The 16,651-nt window shown below is 41.3% G+C and carries 12 protein-coding genes; 3 read left to right on the forward strand and 9 right to left on the reverse strand.

Annotated features, from left to right (window positions below; all coding sequences use genetic code 11):
• The 4 genes from QM911_RS03730 to QM911_RS03745 form a co-directional block, all read right to left on the reverse strand.
• Entirely contained in the window at window positions 1–867 is an 867-nt protein-coding gene (locus QM911_RS03730) for a carbohydrate ABC transporter permease (RefSeq protein WP_075227343.1), read from the reverse strand.
• 233 nt (window positions 868–1,100) lie between these two features.
• On the reverse strand, window positions 1,101–2,426 hold the full coding sequence (locus tag QM911_RS03735) for an ABC transporter substrate-binding protein (RefSeq protein WP_000669443.1): 1,326 nt from the start codon (window positions 2,424–2,426) through the stop codon (window positions 1,101–1,103).
• A gap of 117 nt (window positions 2,427–2,543) precedes the next feature.
• Window positions 2,544–3,242: an N-acetylmannosamine-6-phosphate 2-epimerase gene (locus QM911_RS03740; protein WP_001135656.1), complete on the reverse strand. Its 699-nt coding sequence runs from the start codon at window positions 3,240–3,242 to the stop codon at window positions 2,544–2,546.
• Window positions 3,243–3,642: 400 nt separating this feature from the next.
• Window positions 3,643–7,050 carry an SIALI-17 repeat-containing surface protein gene (locus QM911_RS03745; protein ID WP_414313159.1) on the reverse strand — a complete coding sequence of 1,136 codons (3,408 nt, stop codon included), beginning with the start codon at window positions 7,048–7,050 and terminating at the stop codon, window positions 3,643–3,645.
• 542 nt (window positions 7,051–7,592) lie between these two features.
• Between QM911_RS03745 and QM911_RS03750 the strand changes: the two genes are divergently transcribed.
• The gene (locus QM911_RS03750) at window positions 7,593–8,858 is read left to right on the forward strand and encodes an ISL3 family transposase (RefSeq protein WP_414313183.1); all 1,266 of its coding nucleotides are present in this window, start codon (window positions 7,593–7,595) and stop codon (window positions 8,856–8,858) included.
• A gap of 175 nt (window positions 8,859–9,033) precedes the next feature.
• Here QM911_RS03750 and fusA read toward each other — a convergent pair whose 3' ends face one another.
• The 3 genes from fusA to rpsL form a co-directional block, all read right to left on the reverse strand.
• Entirely contained in the window at window positions 9,034–11,115 is a 2,082-nt protein-coding gene (gene fusA, locus QM911_RS03755) for an elongation factor G (protein WP_268709075.1), read from the reverse strand.
• 314 nt (window positions 11,116–11,429) lie between these two features.
• A complete protein-coding gene (rpsG, locus tag QM911_RS03760) occupies window positions 11,430–11,900 on the reverse strand; it encodes a 30S ribosomal protein S7 (RefSeq protein ID WP_000087873.1) in 471 nt (156 codons plus the stop codon).
• A gap of 19 nt (window positions 11,901–11,919) precedes the next feature.
• On the reverse strand, window positions 11,920–12,336 hold the full coding sequence (gene rpsL, locus QM911_RS03765) for a 30S ribosomal protein S12 (RefSeq protein WP_001142333.1): 417 nt from the start codon (window positions 12,334–12,336) through the stop codon (window positions 11,920–11,922).
• A 343-nt stretch (window positions 12,337–12,679) separates the two neighbouring features.
• Here rpsL and QM911_RS03770 point away from each other — a divergent pair, with 343 nt between their 5' ends.
• Both QM911_RS03770 and QM911_RS03775 read left to right on the forward strand, forming a co-directional pair.
• Window positions 12,680–13,120: a LytTR family DNA-binding domain-containing protein gene (locus QM911_RS03770; protein WP_414313160.1), complete on the forward strand. Its 441-nt coding sequence runs from the start codon at window positions 12,680–12,682 to the stop codon at window positions 13,118–13,120.
• Window positions 13,117–13,575 (forward strand): DUF3021 domain-containing protein, encoded by a 459-nt coding sequence (locus QM911_RS03775; RefSeq protein ID WP_414313161.1) that lies wholly within the window; start codon window positions 13,117–13,119, stop codon window positions 13,573–13,575. The genes QM911_RS03770 and QM911_RS03775 overlap by 4 nt, the downstream gene beginning before the upstream one ends.
• A 40-nt stretch (window positions 13,576–13,615) precedes the next feature.
• On the opposite strand, the gene mutS is transcribed toward QM911_RS03775, so the two are convergent.
• Together mutS and argR are read right to left on the reverse strand one after the other, a co-directional pair.
• Window positions 13,616–16,150, reverse strand: coding sequence for a DNA mismatch repair protein MutS (gene mutS / locus QM911_RS03780; protein ID WP_414313162.1), 2,535 nt, complete (start codon window positions 16,148–16,150; stop codon window positions 13,616–13,618).
• 47 nt (window positions 16,151–16,197) lie between these two features.
• Entirely contained in the window at window positions 16,198–16,644 is a 447-nt protein-coding gene (gene argR, locus QM911_RS03785; RefSeq protein WP_001231485.1) for an arginine repressor, read from the reverse strand.
• Between the last annotated feature and the right edge of the window lie 7 nt (window positions 16,645–16,651).

A 16,651-nucleotide genomic window follows, 5' to 3' on the forward strand; every position in this document is an offset into this window, starting at 1 on the left:
TTAGTATTCTACATCGTTTCCGAGGATCTTGAATTGAGCGAAGCTGACAAGGGCAATCATAACTGCCAAGAATACACCAATAGTATTGGCATAGCCATATTCAGTCAATTGGAAGGCTTTTTCGTATAGGTAGTACATAAGTGTACTTGTTGAGTAGTTTGGACCACCAGATGTCAACAACTGAATCAAGGCGAAACATTGGAATGAGTTGATGGTTGTGATGATTGCGATGTAAAGTGTTGTTGGAAGGAGGCTTGGCCATTTAATCTTCCAGAACACTTGGAACTCAGTCGCACCGTCAACACGCGCTGCTTCTACAAGTGAGTTATCAATATTACCCATTGCAGCGATGTAAAGAATGATTGGTTGACCAACTGATGTTGTCAAAAGGATAATCATAATCGCCATCAAAGCCCAGTTTTTATCTCCCAACCAAGAAATGTTTTGGCTGATGATATGGCTTGACTTAAGTACGAAGTTCAAAATACCTGATAGTGGATCGTAGATCCATTTCCATACTACTGTTACGGCAACACTACCTGTTACTACAGGAAGGAAGAAGACGAAACGGTAGAAAGATCTAGCGATGGCATTTTGTTGGTAAGTTTGTGATGCTACAAAGAGCGAGAAGAGTACAACGACTGGTACAGACCCGATAACCAAGATTACGGTATTAATCAAAGATTTTGTAAAGACAGGGTCTTTAAACATACGAATGTAGTTGTCCAAGCCCACAAACTCAAAGCTAGTCATCGAGTAGTTGAAGAAACTTGTAATGAAGCCCATGATCATTGGAGCTAAAACGAAGACGGTAAAGAAGATTAATACTGGTGCTAGGAATGCGTAGGAAATAATAGTTTCCCGCATGCGAATTTTATTGATTTTCACAGTTGGCACCTCACTTTCACATAGTTTTGTTTTTTTGACTGTTATCTGACCCTGATCTAAAATCAAAATGAAATTTTTCTAAGATTCGTCAATGTAAAAACTTCATTTTAATTTTGACCTGTCAGTTGCTTCTATTTCAAACAAAAGTCCCCCTTTTCATACACAGATGTGCTCAGGGAAAAGGGGGGAACTCAGTTTTTATTTAGGGCTTATTATTTAGCTGCTTTTTTGATTGTTTCATTCGCTTTTTCAGTGAATGCTTTCAATGCTGCAGCAGGTTGTTCGTCACCATTTGATACAGCTTGCAACATTGGGAACCAAAGTGTTCTCATTTCAGCAAATCCGTCGATTGTGTTGTAGTATGGTGAGTAGTATTGAGTCCAGCTACCGATTGTTTCCATACGTTTGTCATCATAAAGTTTTCCAAATGAAGTACGAACTGGGAATGCACCTGTACGAACTACGTCCTTAGGACCCCATTCTTTGTCATCTGCGATGAATTGGATGAATTTCTTAGCTGCTGCGACTTTCTTTTCGTCTTTGTTGTTAAATACTGCAAATCCGTTTACAAGGTATTCAAGAGCTGGTTTACCTGAATCAGATGGGAATGGTACTTCTACCACTTCCACTTTACTTGCTTCCAAGAGTTTAGCTTGGATACCATTTTGAGCTGGTGCCCAAAGGATTGTGTAAGAAGTTTGACCGTTTGCAAAGTTTTGGATGTCTGCTCCACCGTCAAATTGTGAACCATTGTTCAACAAACCGTCTTTGATCCAGCTAGATGCTTTTTCAAGACCTTTAACGAATTTAGGATCGTCAGTTGTGTATTTAGTTACTTCTTTATCAGTTACAGATCCGCCATAAAGGTTAGCGATGAAGGCACGTGTTCCTTGGTCTCCCCCTTGACCTGAACTGAACAATGAACCTGGTGTATATCCTTTATCTTTAAGCGCTTTCAAAACTTTTTCAAAGTCATCAGTTGTCCAACCTTCTTTTACAAGGTTTGCAACTCCTGCATCTTCCAACATTTTCTTGTTCATCGCCATGTAGAATGGTGCAGAACTGATTGGATACATGTAAGCTTTATCACCAGCTTTACTTGCTTGGATGATATTTTCGTTGTTGACATCTTTAACAAATTCATCTGTAAAGAGGTCGTTCAACTCAGCCAATTTACCATTTTTACCGTATTGGATGATACGTCCTGGTGCGTCAAAGAGAACGTCTGGCGCAGTTCCTGCTTCGATTGCTGTTGTGATTTTTTCTGGACCAGATTTGAAGTCGATTGTTTCTAGTTTAACTTTAACATCTGGATTTGCTTTTTCGAAAGCTTCGATGATAGATTTTTCATAAGTTCCTACACCATCGCCAGTTTTTTCTTGAGTAAAGACTGGGAATGCCCACCAAGTGATTTCAGTTTTTCCACTGTCACTACCAGAGCTAGCAGCATCTTTGTTTGCATCTGATTTGCCACAAGCAGCAAGAGATAGAACCGCAGCACCCGCAAGTACTGTACAAGCTAGTTTTTTAAATTTCATTTGTATTCTCCTAAATGATGATAAGCGTATCCGAATCGGATAATGAGTAATGTCGACTTTGTATACGTTTTCATTTTTTCCTACTAATCAACCACTCTCCTCGTTTTTTATATTGTGTTATTTAAGACCCGCAACAAATCGTTCCGTAATCTCTTTTGGTCTAGTAATAGCGCCACCAACTACGATACCTCGCACTCCGTAACCTAGGATTTGCTTAGCTTGTTCTGGTGTGTGAATTTTTCCTTCAGCGATGACGTCCACCCCTGCATCACAGAGTTTCTTGATGAGTTCAAAGTCTGGGCCATCCACTTTTGGACTGTAAGAAGTGTAACCTGATAAGGTTGTTCCGACAAAGTCAATTCCTGCTTCAACTGCTGTTAGACCTTCCTCAAAGGTACTTGTATCAGCCATCAAGAGTTGATTTGGATACTTTTCTTTGATCTGACGGATAAATTCTTGGATTTCTAAGCCATCATGACGTTCACGCTTAGTACAGTCAAGAGCAATGACTTCGATGTCAAGAGCTGCTAGTTCATCCACCTCTCTCATAGTCGCTGTGATGAATGGTTCCTGTGGTGGATAATCACGTTTAATAATTCCGATAATCGGAAGTTTAGTGACCTCTTTAATTTCCTTGATATCTCGAACACTGTTTGCTCGGATACCGACTGCACCACCTTGTTCAGCTGCTTTTACCAACAAGGGGATTACTCCTCCCGCTTCTGTGTAGAGCGGTTCATGAGGAAGTGCCTGGCAAGAAACGATGATTCCATCTTTGATTTGTTCAATCAAGGCTTCTTTACTAATTTGTGGCATCTACTTTCCTCCTTTTCTTTTCCTTTGTGTTTATGTGACTATTATAGCTCATTATTAAAGCGCTTTCAATAACTTGTGCTAGAATAGATTGGAGTTTCAAAACAATTTTATGCAACAGTTTCTTCTGAAAGTAGTTTCAGGGACCTAAAATCTATCCCAACACCTCTTAAATCTTGAAACCAGCCCTTTTTTCTCGCAAACATGAAAGAAAAAAGGCCGTAACTAATTTTCGTTACGACCCTTTCTAACTAATACTCTTCGAAAATCAAATTCAAACCACGTCAGCGTCCCCTTGCCGTACTCAAGTACAGCCTGCGGCTAGCTTCCTAGTTTGCTCTTTGATTTTCATTGAGTATAAGATCTAGTTTCACTAAGGAAACCTTCAATTTTAACGATTTGACTAATCTTCTTTTCTCTTCCCCAAAGCAAACATACCAAGGAGCATCCCCACAACCCCTACAGAAGCAAGGGCAGAGGCGTCTTCATTTCCTGTCTTAGGAAGAACATCTTGACGAACTGCTGGTGCTGATGGTGCTTGATAGGTCTTATCTTGTGACATAGCCTGAGATACAATAGACTGTTGACCTTTGTGATCTGGATCTTTGTGACCTGGATCTTTATGGCCTGCTCCTTCTGAACCTTTGGTACCAGCTATAAATCCTGGGTTTTCTGTCGGTGCGACGTCATTCTTCACACTGCCCGTGAATGCTGGGACTTCATGAACAGCTGGTTCTAGACCATTGACACCACCTGTGAATTCTGGGACTTCATGCACAGCCGCTTCACTACCATTGACTCCACCTGTGAATTCTGGGACTTCATGCACAGCCGCTTCACTACCATTGACTCCACCTGTGAATTCTGGGACTTCATGCACAGCTGCTTCTACACCGTTGACTCCACCTGTAAATTCTGGAAGTTCTGCTATCGGTGCTGCTTCTTCGCCTACTGTACCAATAGCTTCAGTATACTCTGGGAGCTCCGTTACAGCAGCTTCTTCGCCATTCACCCCACCTTCGAATTCTGGTACTTCATGTACAGCAGCTTCTACACCATTAACACCACCTGTAAATTCTGGGACTTCGTTAACAGCAGCTTCACTACCGTTGACAGCTCCAGGAATGCCTGCTCCTTCAAGGCTCACTGGAAGATTGTGCATACTCTCGATTGTTCCAGAAGCAAGTCCAGTTATCTCCTGACCAAGATCTGACTTGTCTATTGTAAATAGCAAAGTCTTCGTATCGTACTGGGTCATGAAGTTTACTTTTTTACCATTTGCCAACTGAAGTGTTGGGATTTTGTTGACCAAAACTTCTGAATCAAACTCTACTGCAAGAATTCCCGGCCATTTTTCAATAACATTTTTAACTTTGGCTTCTTTAGGAGAAATTCTTTCCTTCGTTAAGAAATCCCAGTTGAATTTCTTGAAGGATAGAGTATAAGGATTGCCACCAGCTTCATGATGTTCATACAAGAGACCAAATTCTTTTGGTCCAATCTGTTGAAGTGAGTTATAGGCATACTCCCCTTCTTGAATCAAATGATGATGCAACCAAGTCAACTCGCCATCTTCTTCTACGCGAGCCACTCGAATGTAACCATTCTTACGACCTGGGCCATTGGCATTTGCTAGAAGGATATACTCCTTACCATCTTGAACCGTATGAGTCGCTGCCATTTGAACATAGACATCTGGTACATCATAGCGTGCTACATAGTTGTCCCATGTAATACCACCATCATTACTTGTCGCAACTTGCAAATCACCAGTCAAACCACGCATAAAGAGTTTCAACTGACCATTGTTCAGCTGAACAACAGAAGATTCCGTATTTTGAGCGTAGTAATTGTTCATGTTGCTTGAATCAACTACTGTACCATCATAAAGTGTACGGTTATCATTGACACCGCCACCCATATGCCAAGTCTTACCATGGTCATCTGAGTAGATGATACGAGATGATTGAGATCCATTGAGGTGGTTTGTTCTATTCGTCGTATAGACAGGAACGACGATACGACCTTTATGAGGTCCATTCTGGAGGGTAATGCCCACTCCAGGTCCCACACCTAAGAATTTCATCCAATCAGCTTTGACCATTGGGGTAATATCTTGTGGTGCAGACCAAGTCTTGCCGTCATCATCACTGTAGGACATCCACAGGTAGCTGTCTTTAGCAATTCTAAATGGAGAAGTTTTATTGCTTGTAAAGTAGATATTTCCTAGCAGTTGCTCACCCTGATAAAGGTCGCCTTTATCGCTATAAGCCGGCTTGACTGGATTTACAACAACACGGTAATCCGTTGCCTGACCATCTGGTGTGTAGACAACACCATTTTCACGAATGGTATAGGCTCCATTTTCTCCTTCACGATAGAGAATTTGGTAGGTTTTCCCATCAATTTCTTTATAAGCTTCCTCTTTTTCAGCTGACATCCCAAAGATACCTTTTCCTTCTGGGAACATATCATAGACTGAAAAGATGCGCTTGGTTTCAGTATCTTGGGCTAAAACCATATCGATATTTACTGGTGAACCAACAGATGGATCAGTAGCTTTAGGATTGTCGCGTAGATTCGTAAGGGTGATACGATCGCCCCATGTTTGACCCTGATCTTCACTTCGTTTGACAACCATACCGATATCGCCCCAGTCATAGTGGTGCAAACGACGTTCATCAGCTCCAGCAATCAAAGTTCCCTTGTCAGTCTTAAGGAGGGCTGGAATACGATAGCTATTAATACCATCTGGATTTGACTGCCCATTTTTACCAGCCTCAAAAACATCCTTTTTATCTGTTATCTCAGCTCCTTCTGGAAGCTTTTTCTCTAATTCGGATCTTTCAAATAGGTAGCTACGATTTTGAACTTCTTCTGGACTCAAGGCACGATCGTAAACAGTTAGATTACGAACTTGTAAACCTGCCCCCCAAACCATACTTCCTGCACGATTTGTGGTACCAATTTGCATATGATTCACATCAGGCATATCTTTGATAAAGCGTCCTGATTTCTTACTTGTTCGTGACAAAACTCCGTTTACATAGAGACGAACTTGCCCATCTGGAGAATCTGCACTTGGTCTTTCAACTGTAAAGGTTACTGAGTTCCACTGACCTGGTTTGACAGTTAATGGTGCGTCTGTGTATCTATCATAAAATTGATCGCCGTTTTGATCGCGACCCTCAATCAAGGCAACGTTGTTGTAAACAGCCATGGTGAAATATTCATTTCGAACCGTATCACTTGAGACTGAGAAAAGGTTGTAAAATGCTGGCGCAGAAGCATCTGGTTTGAACTCCATATGAACGGTCGCATTTTGAAGTTGTTTCAGTTTGCCCAATTGCTCTGTCAGATCAATTCTATTGCTATTTGCAGCATTAGTCTCTACATCTTCCTTTTCAAGAACAGTATTGACATTTTCCAACTCTCTAGCATAGTAATCACGTGGAAGCGCAGCTGGATCTTTTTCGGTTCCTCTAGTTGCTTCTGCCGTTTCTGCCGTTTCTGCTGTTACAGTTGCCTCTGCCGTTGCAGTTGTCTCTGTTCCAGTATGTGCTTCTGTAGATGCATGTGTGACTGTATCTACCCCATTAGACTCTGTCGCACTCTTTTCAGTATCTACTGCTTTTTCTGCCTGATCCTTCTCTACTCCTAGTTCTGTTGTTTCCTTATTGGTAGTTGTTGCTTCTTGTGCTAATACCGGCGATGCACCAAAAACAACTGCTCCAATCACTACTGAAGCGGCTCCTACTGTAAATTTGCGAATTCCGTATCGTTGTTTTTTTTCAAAATGACTATGTTTCATTTCTTTTCCTTTCACCTCGAAAATAAAGCGCTTTCTTTTTTGCTTAAAATTTTTAGCCATCTGACTAAATGACAAAAATTACTTTTTCACGAATGGTTACACTCGCTCTTTCAAAATTTCTCTCACTTAACGACCCATCGTTAACTAGAGTCTCCCACTCCTTTCAAATTTTATCTTACTCTCATTATATAATAAATCCTCCCCTTTTAAGAGAGATTGAAACAGAACAGATTATACTTTCAGTTTTTAAAATATAAACCAATATATCTGAAACTACTTTCTGACGCTTTCTCTTTTTTCTTACAGACAATTGGTTCATTTGGTCTAATCGTATTTTTAATGAACTTTGTCCCCATCTCGATCATTCTCTCTCAATCATTTAGAGCCACTTCATTCAAATCAAAAGGGCCATAACCAGTCTGGCTCTATAATATTTGTAGTGGGTAAATCCCCTATAGATATTATGGAGCCTATTTTGTGTAGAAAAAAATCCCATAAGACCTATAATGAAAAGCGACCAAACCATCATTAGAAAGAATCATATGGAACAATTACATTTTATCACAAAACTACTAGACATTAAAGACCCTAATATCCAGATTCTAGATGTCATCAATTGGGATACACACAAGGAAATCGTCGCAAAACTGGATTATGAAGCTCCACCTTGTCCTGATTGCGGAAAACAAATGAAGAAATATGACTTTCAAAAACCGTCTAAGATTCCTTACCTTGAGACGACTGGTATGCCTACCAGAATTCTTCTTAGAAAGCGCCGTTTCAAGTGCTATCATTGCTCGAAAATGACGGTCGCTGAGACTTCCCTAGTCAAGAAAAATCACCAAATTCCTCGTATTATCAACCAAAAGATTGCTCAAAAGTTGATTGAAAAGACTTCTATGACTGAGATTGCACATCAGCTATCCATTTCAACTTCAACTGTCATTCGTAAGCTCAATGACTTTCACTTTAAGCACGATTTTTCTCGTCTTCCAGAGATTATGTCTTGGGACGAGTACGCCTTTACCAAGGGAAAGATGAGTTTTATCGCACAAGATTTTGATCAGCTCAATATCATTACTATTCTTGAGGGAAGAACACAAGCTATCATCCGCAATCACTTTCTGCGCTACGATAGGGCTGTTCGCTATCAGGTGAAAATCATTACTATGGATATGTTTAGTCCTTACTATAACTTGGCTAAACAGCTTTTTCCTAATGCAAAAATTGTACTTGATCGTTTCCACATTGTTCAGCACTTAAGCCGAGCTATAAGTCGGGTTCGTGTCCAAATCATGAATCAATTTGAGCGAAAATCTCATGAATACAAGGCTATCAAACGCTACTGGAAGCTCATCCAACAGGATAGCCGTAAACTGAGTGATAAACGTTTTTATCGTCCTAATTTTCGCATGCACTTAACAAATAAAGAAATTCTAGACAAGCTTTTGAGCTATTCAGAAGACTTGAAACACCACTACAATCTCTATCAGCTATTACTTTTTCACTTTCAGAATAAGAAACCAGAGAAATTTTTCGGACTCATTGAGGACAATCTGAAGCAGGTTCATCCTCTTTTTCAGACTGTCTTTAAAACCTTCCTCAAGGATAAAGAAAAGATTGTCAACGCCCTTCAATTATCCTACTCCAATGCCAAATTGGAAGCAACGAATAATCTTATCAAACTTATCAAGCGTAATGCCTTTGGTTTTAGGAACTTTGACAACTTTAAGAAACGAATTTTCATCGCTCTGAATATAAAAATGGAGAGGACAACGATTGTCCTCTCCAGATCTTATAGTCAATGAAAATCAAAGAGCAAACTAGGAAGCTAGCCGCAGGCTATACTTGAGTACGGCAAGGTGAAGCTGACATAGTTTGAAGTTGATCTTCGAAGAGTATTAGCTTTTATTCAACCCACTACAGTTGACAATGAGCCCAAAAAAGAAGCCACAAAGTGACTTCTTTTAAAGTGACGGTAAATTATTCTTCACCTTTGTTTTTCTTAATGATTTCTTCTTGTACTGACTTAGGTACATCTTCGTAGTGGTCGAATACCATCATGAATGTACCACGTCCTTGTGATGCAGAACGAAGAACTGTTGCGTAACCGAACATTTCAGCAAGTGGAACGTAAGCACGAACGATTTGGCTGTTACCGTGTGCTTCCATACCATCTACACGTCCACGACGAGCAGTTACGTGACCCATAACATCACCAAGGTTTTCTTCTGGAACAGTGATTGTTACAAGCATCATTGGTTCAAGGATAGCTGGTTGTGCAGTCTTAGCAGCTTCTTTAAGTGCAAGAGATGCAGCGATCTTGAAGGCAGTTTCAGATGAGTCGACATCGTGGTATGAACCATCGTAAAGCTTAGCTTTAACGTCAACCATTGGGTAACCAGCAAGAACACCGTTAGCCATAGATTCTACCAAACCTTTTTCAACCGCTGGGATAAATTCACGAGGAACCACACCACCGACGATTGCGTTTTCGAATTCGAATCCTTTACCTTCTTCGTTTGGAGTAAATTCAATCCATACATCACCGAATTGACCTTTACCACCAGACTGACGTTTGAAGAATCCACGTGCTTGAGTAGAAGCGCGGAATGTTTCACGGTAAGATACTTGAGGAGCACCTACGTTAGCTTCAACTTTGAACTCACGACGCATACGGTCAACAAGGACGTCAAGGTGAAGCTCACCCATACCAGAGATAACTGTTTCACCAGTTTCAACGTTAGTTTCAACGCGGAATGTTGGATCTTCTTCAGCCAATTTTTGAAGGGCGATACCCATCTTGTCTTGGTCTGCTTTAGATTTTGGCTCAACCATCAATTGGATAACTGGTTCTGGAACGTTGATTGACTCAAGGATGATTTTCGCTTTTTCATCTGTCAATGAGTCACCAGTTGTAGTATCTTTCAAACCAACGGCAGCAGCGATATCACCTGAGTAAACAGTGTCGATTTCTTGACGGCTGTTAGCGTGCATTTGAAGGATACGTCCGATACGTTCACGTTTACCTTTAGAAGTGTTCAATACGTAAGAACCTGATTGAAGAACACCTGAGTATACACGGAAGAATGTCAAACGACCTACGAATGGGTCAGTCATGATCTTGAAGGCAAGAGCTGCGAATGGCTCTTCGTCAGATGCTGGACGAGTTTCTTCTTCATCTGTATCTGGGTTGATACCTTTGATTGCTGGGATATCAAGTGGGCTTGGAAGGTAGTCGATAACCGCATCAAGCATCAATTGAACACCTTTGTTCTTGAAGGCAGAACCACACAATACTGGGAAGAATTCAACGTTGATAGTTGCTTTACGGATAGCAGCTTTCAATTCTTCGTTAGTGATTTCTTCACCTTCAAGGTATTTCATCATCAAGTCTTCATCAGTTTCAGCAACTGCTTCAACCAATTTTTCACGGTATTCTTGAGCTTGGTCAAGGTATTCAGCTGGAATATCTTCTTCAAGGATATCTGTACCAAGGTCGTTAGTATAGATTTCAGCTTTCATCTTGATCAAGTCAATGATACCACGGAAGTCATCTTCAGCACCGATTGGCAATTGAATTGGGTGTGCGTTCGCTTGAAGACGGTCGTGAAGTGTGCTTACTGAGTAAAGGAAGTCAGCACCGATTTTATCCATTTTGTTGGCAAATACGATACGTGGAACTCCGTACTCAGTTGCTTGACGCCAAACTGTTTCAGTTTGAGGCTCAACACCTGATTGTGAGTCAAGAACTGTAACCGCACCATCCAATACACGAAGAGAACGTTGTACTTCGATTGTGAAGTCCACGTGTCCTGGTGTGTCGATGATGTTTACGCGGTGATTGTTCCATTGAGCTGTTGTCGCAGCAGATGTGATAGTGATACCACGTTCTTGCTCTTGCTCCATCCAGTCCATTTGTGACGCACCTTCGTGAGTTTCACCAATTTTGTGGATTTTACCAGTGTAGTAAAGGATACGCTCAGTTGTAGTTGTTTTACCAGCATCGACGTGAGCCATGATACCGATATTACGAGTTTTTTCAAGTGAAAATTCGCGTGCCATGAGGTTTGTTTCTCCTATATTTTTTTATTTCTATTCTATTATAACACGATTTAATAAAAACGGATAGGCAGGACCTACCCGTTCTCAATGTTTATCTTGTTATTGTTGGTTTCAACTTGTAGATAAGTTGAGTTGAACTTGAGCTAAAGTTAATTAACCGATATTAGCTCAATTGAAACCGGGCTAAAGTTAATTAGCCGATTTGAGCCGGAACGGGATGCTGTGTGAAAAAGATAAACTTCCTTGTATTCGTCGAATACTGCGTCAGTTTCCTATTTTCACTTTGCACCCTTGCCGTTCCTAGCATCATGATCTTACCAACGGAAGTGTGCGAAAGCACGGTTAGCTTCAGCCATGCGGTGAGTGTCTTCACGTTTCTTAACTGCTGCACCAGTGTTGTTAGCAGCATCCAAGATTTCTTTTGCAAGACGGTCTTGCATTGTGTGTTCACCACGAAGGCGAGCGATTGTTACCAACCAACGAAGTCCAAGTGTTGTACGACGTTCTGGACGAACTTCAACTGGGACTTGGTAGTTTGATCCACCAACACGACGTGCACGTACTTCAAGTACAGGCATGATGTTTTCCATAGCTGTTTCAAATACTTCAAGTGCATCGTTACCAGTAGCTTCTTTGATTTGTTCAAAAGCACCGTAAACGATTGAAGCAGCTGTACCACGTTTACCGTCAAGCATAACGCGGTTGATAAGACGAGTAACTAATTGTGAATTGTAAAGCGGATCTGGCAATACGTCACGTTTTGGAGCTCTATTTTTACGACTCATTTCTCTTTATCCCCTTTCCTTATGCTTTTTTCGGACGTTTAGTACCGTATTTAGAACGGCCTTGTTTACGATCGTTAACACCTGCAGTATCAAGTGCACCACGGACGATATGGTAACGTACCCCTGGAAGGTCTTTTACACGTCCACCGCGAAGAAGCACCACGCTGTGCTCTTGCAAGTTGTGTCCGATACCTGGGATGTAGGCAGTAACTTCGATAAGGTTGCTCAAACGTACACGAGCAAATTTACGAAGGGCAGAGTTAGGTTTTTTAGGTGTCATTGTTCCAACACGAGTTGCAACACCACGTTTTTGTGGTGAAGAAACGTTTGTTTGAACTTTTTTATGACTATTGTAACCAACGTTCAAAGCTGGTGATTTAGATTTTTCTACTTTTGATTTACGCGGTTTGCGAACCAATTGGTTAATTGTAGGCATCTACATTCTCCTGTGTTTTTTTTATTTTTGGTGATGATACACTTGGTGACAGCTATCATCTGTGTGTACTTTTGCAACATTTGTCAGCACGTCCCTGTACACTCTTGAGAGACCAAAAGTAAAAAGTACCGTCTATTATTGTACCACTTTTTTTCTATTTTTGTCAATATATTTCTTCTTATTTTTTGACTTCTTTACTCTAAAAATTCTATGAGAACGGTCACCTACCAGATAGACTCTTCAATCGACCACATAGACAAAGCTTCTTGTAATTGCCAAGAAAATGGTGTTTAATAGATTTGTAAGTAAGAGATCTCTATTACAACTTTACAAAGGAGAAAATATGAAAGTCAGACTTGACATTGATCAACAATATGCAGAAGAACAAATCATCATAGAAGCACCATCTTTGTCCCCTAGAGTTCAAAAAGTTCAAGACTTTGTTCAATCACTGGATCAAAAAGAAACTCTTAAAGGAAAATTTCAAGATCAGCTTTATCTCATTGAAGTCGGTACTATTCAGCGCGTTTATATTGAAAACCGTAAAGTGTTGGCTGAAACGGATATTAGAACCTACACTCTAGACATTCGCCTTTACCAAGCGAGTGAAATTCTACCTGCTTCCTTTATCCAAATTTCCCAATCGGAAATTGTCAACATTGATGCTATCAGTCATCTAAAACTAACCTCTAACGGCTTGATTGAAATCTATCTTAAAAACGACAGTTTTACATACTCATCCCGCCGTTACCTCAAAACCATTAAGGAGAAATTAGAACTATGAAAAAACAAATTTTCCACGATGCCACAACTGGTATCCTCATCGGCCTCATCCTATCTATTATCTTTTCTTTTATCTATTCACCAAGCAACTATGCACCACTTAGCCCCAACTCTTTGATTGGTCAATTCATAACCCAACAACAGGTACATGGCGCTCTAGTTTTGCTCTACTGTTCTATCATCTGGGCAGCTATCGGAGTTCTCTTTAGTTTCGGCAGTCGTCTATTCACTCAAGACTGGAGTCTTCTTCGTGCTACTGTCACTCACTTTTTCCTTATGTTGCTAGGTTTTGTTCCTTTAGCAATCCTAGCTGGTTGGCTCCCTCTCCACTGGACTTTCATCCTTCAGCTTATACCAGAGTTTGCAATCGTATATCTCATCATCTGGACGATTCTTTATAAAAGAGAATCAAAGAAGGTTGCCCACATCAATCAACTATTGGCTCAGAAAAAATAATACAACAGAAACCCACTCAGTCTTTTGAGTGGGTTTTGACTTATAATTTTTGCTTCAGCTCTAACAAGAGATTCATGGCCTGCATCGGTGTCATATTGTACACATCTACTTTAGCCAATTCTGCTAGAATAGGATTTTCTTCCGCCGAGTCAAATAGGGAAATTTGTTCAGAGACTGTATTCGTTTGTCTCATTGGAACAGGACTCTCTGTTCCCTGGCTCTCTAATTGAGTTAAAATCGCATCTGCCCTTGCTAGTAAGTCTACTGGTAAACCCGCAATCTTAGCAACATGAATCCCGTATGATTTATCTGCCGGTCCTGGTTCTATCTTATGAAGGAAAGTGACCTGGCCATTTTGCTCAAGCGTAGCCACGTGAACATTTACTAGATGTTCAAGACTAGCTTCCAGACTGGTTAATTCATGGTAGTGAGTCGCAAAAAGAGTCTTGGCTCCAATATGCTCATGGATGTACTCGATGATGGCCTGAGCCAAGGCCATGCCATCATAGGTTGCCGTTCCACGTCCTAGCTCATCAAAGAGAATGAGGGATTTCTCAGTCGCATGCGCAATGGCATTATTGGCTTCCATCATCTCTACCATAAAGGTAGACTGGCCTGAAACCAAGTCATCTGCCGCCCCGATACGGGTAAAAATAGCATCAAAGATTGGCAAGCGAGCACTTTCTGCAGGCACATAAGAACCCAGCTGGGCCATAACTGCTGTCATGGCTAACTGTCGCATGTAGGTTGACTTCCCGCTCATATTAGGCCCTGTAATCAGCTGGATGCTAGTCTCTTCACCCATTTGGATACTATTGGGAATATAGGTTTGGGCTCCCATGACCTTTTCAACAACAGCGTGACGACCTTTTTGAATGTCAATTCGTGAATCCTCTCCGAACTCTGGCCGAATCAAGTGCTGATTTTCTGCTACCACTGCCAAACCTTGTAAGACATCGACAGTAGCGATTCCTTGGGCTAGGGCTTGCAGGCGTTGGATATACTTGCCAACCTCCTCACGGATCCGCATAAAAATTTCGTATTCAAGATTGGCTGATTTCTCACGCGCTTCTAACATTTCTCCTTCGATACGAGCCAACTCCTCTGTCCCAAATCGTTCAGAGTTTTTTAGCGTAGCCTTACGGAAAAAGTGGGCTGGTACGTTACCAAGCTGCGAATTGGTCACATGGAAATAGTAACCATCTTTTTTATTGTAATCAATCTTAAGAGTATTGATCCCAGAGTTTTCTCTTTCCTTGGCTTCAATTTCAGCAATCCAGCTGGTTCCTTCTCTCAACACACGACGATACTTGTCCAAGGTCTCGTCAAAACCAGTCCGAATAATACCACCTTCGGTAATCACATGAGGAGCCTCAGGAGCAATGGCTGCGCTAATGAGATTTTCCAACTCAGGAATAGGATCTAATTGTTCAATCAGATAGGCAAGAGCTGGTTGCTCCATTCCTTCTAAAATTGCTCGAATTCGTGGAACACTTCCCAAGGTAGTCGCTAATTGCAAGAGGTCTTTAGGATTACTTTTCCCAAAAGACACACGACTAGCCAGGCGCTCAATATCGTAGACTCCCTTTAGGCTTTCTGTCAAATCACTACGTTCAAAGAAATAATCCAGAAAGACCTGTACAACCTCCTGACGTTCAAGGATACGATCCTTGTCAATCAAGGGACGGTGGATCCAAGAGCGCAAAAGACGCATTCCCATGGCAGTCTTAGTTTCATCTAGCAACCAGAAAAGACTCCCTTGTTTCTTGCCAGAACGAGCATTTTCTACTAGATCTAAACTAGCCTTGGTTGCATAATCCATCTGCAAGAAATCCTTAATTTCATAACGGACAACTGGCTTCAAATGGTTGAGCTCTCTCATCTGAGTCCGATGAACATACTGAAGAAGCTTACTGCTGGCAGCTTGTTCAATAGGCGCCAAGCGTGGATCCAGCAGATGTATGTCTTCAAATAATTCTTGCTCATAAGAAAGCACCAAATTCATTTGACGGCTGAGAATCTGTTCTTCCTCTTCAGTTAAGGTATAGCCGATGACAACTTCTCTTGCCTTAAGATTTCGGATTTCACCACAGACCAGGGTAAAATCCAATAAACCTGTCACATAGAAATCACCCGTCACTAAGTCCATGTATGCCAAACCAAATTGCTGACCGTCACGGTCGATGGCCACCAAAAAGTTGTTTTGACTATCTGGTTTACTGCTGTCAACGACTGTACCAGGGGTAATCACCTGCACAACCTCGCGCTTAACAACCCCTACTGCCTGCTTAGGATCCTCCATCTGCTCAGCAATGGCAACCTTGTAGCCACGCTCCACTAGGACATCAATATACTGTTGGGCAGAGTGATAAGGCACACCAGCCATGGGAATAGGATTTTCAGCATTCTTATTGCGACTGGTTAGTGAAATTTCTAGTATCTGGGCAGCATTGACTGCATCTTCGTAAAATAACTCATAAAAATCACCCATACGAAAGAGCAAAAAAGCATCTGGATATTGTTTTTTGATATCCACATACTGTTGCATGCCAGGTGATAATTTTTCTGTCATCATCCATTCTCTCCTTGTTAAAAATAGTCTTGAGAGAGACTCCCAAGACCTTATCTATCCTTCATCAAATCTAACAAACGATCTTCCATGAGTTTAGCAACATGCTGATCTCGGCAGATTACCAAGAGAGTATTGGCACCCGCAACTGTTCCTAAAATCCATTCATCCTTGTTGGCATCGACAACATTGGCTAAAACTGCGGCTTCACCCAATTTAGTGTGCAAAACTAAGGTAAACTCAGCTCTTGCTACACCTTCCAAATGATGGGACAAGAACTCAACCAGGTCAATCTTCTCTGTCTCATTTGCTAGTACATAGTAGACCTTATCATTTTTCTTAACCTTTGTCAAGCCCAGTTCGCGAAGGTCACGCGACAAGGTCGTTTGCGTCACAAAAACATTGCGTGCTTCCAACCGATCCTGGATCTCTTTTTGAGTCCCTAATTTTTCCTCAGTGATCATCTGCTTGATCAACTGATGACGTTCTCTTTTTCTCATAACATCC

The sequence above is a fragment of the Streptococcus infantis genome, assembly GCF_047460825.1.
Lineage (GTDB): Bacteria > Bacillota > Bacilli > Lactobacillales > Streptococcaceae > Streptococcus > Streptococcus infantis_V.

What these genes read in the sequence shown, in the direction of transcription:
- QM911_RS03735 (WP_000669443.1), bottom strand. Translation starts at nt 2,426, where the DNA reads ATGAAATTTAAAAAACTAGCTTGTACAGTACTTGCGGGTGCTGCGGTT.
- rpsG (WP_000087873.1), bottom strand. Translation starts at nt 11,900, where the DNA reads ATGAGTCGTAAAAATAGAGCTCCAAAACGTGACGTATTGCCAGATCCG.
- rpsL (WP_001142333.1), bottom strand. Translation starts at nt 12,336, where the DNA reads ATGCCTACAATTAACCAATTGGTTCGCAAACCGCGTAAATCAAAAGTA.
- QM911_RS03750 (WP_414313183.1), top strand. Translation starts at nt 7,593, where the DNA reads ATGGAACAATTACATTTTATCACAAAACTACTAGACATTAAAGACCCT.
- QM911_RS03770 (WP_414313160.1), top strand. Translation starts at nt 12,680, where the DNA reads ATGAAAGTCAGACTTGACATTGATCAACAATATGCAGAAGAACAAATC.
- QM911_RS03775 (WP_414313161.1), top strand. Translation starts at nt 13,117, where the DNA reads ATGAAAAAACAAATTTTCCACGATGCCACAACTGGTATCCTCATCGGC.
- argR (WP_001231485.1), bottom strand. Translation starts at nt 16,644, where the DNA reads ATGAGAAAAAGAGAACGTCATCAGTTGATCAAGCAGATGATCACTGAG.
- QM911_RS03745 (WP_414313159.1), bottom strand. Translation starts at nt 7,050, where the DNA reads ATGAAACATAGTCATTTTGAAAAAAAACAACGATACGGAATTCGCAAA.
- QM911_RS03740 (WP_001135656.1), bottom strand. Translation starts at nt 3,242, where the DNA reads ATGCCACAAATTAGTAAAGAAGCCTTGATTGAACAAATCAAAGATGGA.
- fusA (WP_268709075.1), bottom strand. Translation starts at nt 11,115, where the DNA reads ATGGCACGCGAATTTTCACTTGAAAAAACTCGTAATATCGGTATCATG.
- QM911_RS03730 (WP_075227343.1), bottom strand. Translation starts at nt 867, where the DNA reads ATGCGGGAAACTATTATTTCCTACGCATTCCTAGCACCAGTATTAATC.
- mutS (WP_414313162.1), bottom strand. Translation starts at nt 16,150, where the DNA reads ATGATGACAGAAAAATTATCACCTGGCATGCAACAGTATGTGGATATC.